We start from the raw sequence: 1,698 nt of genomic DNA on the forward strand, positions 1-1,698 counted from the left end.
AGTGCTCCAAAACAATCAGAAAAACCTAAATCTAGCGCTCCAAAACAAACAGAGAAGCCTAAATCTAGCGCTCCAAAACAATCAGAGAAGCCTAAATCTAGCGCTCCAAAACAAACAGAGAAGCCTAAATCTAGCGCTCCAAAGCAAACAGAGAAGCCTAAATCTAGCGCTCCAAAGCAAACAGAGAAGCCTAAATCTAGCGCTCCAAAACAATCAGAAAAGCCAAAAACTAGCACTCCAAAACAAACAGAGAAGCCTAAATCTAGCACTCCAAAGCAATCAGAGAAATCCAAAGGTACTGCACCAAAGCAATCTGATAAACAAAAAAATACGACACCTAAACAGGATAAGCCAAAGTCTACAGTCCAATCTGGCTGGGTAGGGTCTTCGTACTATGAAAATGGTGTTAAAGTCACTAATAAGTGGATTTTTGATAAAAAAGCTAATTCTTATTTCTACCTAAATGCTTCGGGAAACGCTGTCCGAAATGCTTGGGTAGGGAATTACTATCTTAAATCAGATGGTAAGAGGGCAAAAAGCGATTGGATCTATGATAAAAATTCTGGTTCTTATTACTATTTAACAGCTGAAGGAAGTTCTGCCCGTAATAAATGGATAGGAAATTACTATCTAAAATCAGACGGTAAGATGGCCAAGAATGAATGGGTAGATGGTGGCCGTTACTATGTTGAATCAGATGGTAAAATGGCTAGGGATAAATGGGTAGATGGTAGCCGTTACTATGTGGGAAACAATGGTGTCCGGCAACCAAAACCAGCAGTCGGGAATCAAAACAATGCTGCTTTAACTAAAGCGAAAAGCTATAATTCGGCTTTACATATGTCAAAAAAAGCTCTTTATGAACAGTTAACATCACAAGTTACTCATGGTTTTTCAAGCTCAGCAGCACAGTATGCCATCGATCACTTGAACGCGGATTACAAAGCAAATGCCTTAGTTAAAGCAAGAGAATACCGAAAATACAGCAATTTATCAAAGAAAGAAATTTATGAGAGGCTAACTTCTCCTTGGATTGGAAAATTTACAAAAGAAGAAGCAAACTATGCCATTCAAAAACTAGATTTAACACCAGAAGGAAGCCCTGCCCGCAATAAATGGGTAGGATACTATTATTATAAATCAGATGGTAAGATGGCCAAGAATGAATGGGTAGATGGTGGCCGTTACTATGTTGAATCAGATGGTAAAATGGCTAGGGATAAATGGGTAGATGGTGGCCGTTACTATGTGGGATACAATGGTGTATGGCAACCAAAACCAGCAGTCGGGAATCAGTACAATGCTGCTTTAACTAAAGCGAAAAGCTATAATTCGGCTTTACATATGTCAAAAAAAGCTCTTTATGAACAGTTAACATCACAAGTTACACATGGTTTTTCAAGCTCAGCAGCACAGTATGCCATTGATCACTTGAACGCAGATTACAAAGCAAATGCCTTAGTTAAAGCAAGAGAATACCGAAAATACAGTAATTTATCAAAAACAGAAATTTATAACAGGCTAACTTCTCCTTGGATTGGAAAATTTACAAAAGAAGAAGCAAACTATGCCATTCAAAAACTAGGGGATAAATAGTTATTGATTATTAGATGTAACTTTTTCATGCCAAACTTTGTCAGCAAGAAGCTGATTTGAAGCAGTCCTTTACCTACTTTAAGACGACATACCGACCACATT

The 1,698-nt window shown here is 38.0% G+C and carries 1 protein-coding gene; it reads left to right on the forward strand.

Translation table 11 applies throughout. The features are described from left to right. Positions 1-1,596 (forward strand): Ltp family lipoprotein (locus tag ACESNQ_RS08650; RefSeq protein ID WP_373076218.1); only part of this gene is annotated, 1,596 nt, incomplete at its 5' end. Positions 1,597-1,698: the final 102 nt, after the last annotated feature.

The sequence above is a fragment of the Streptococcus infantis genome, from assembly GCF_964243025.1.
Lineage (GTDB): Bacteria > Bacillota > Bacilli > Lactobacillales > Streptococcaceae > Streptococcus > Streptococcus infantis_N.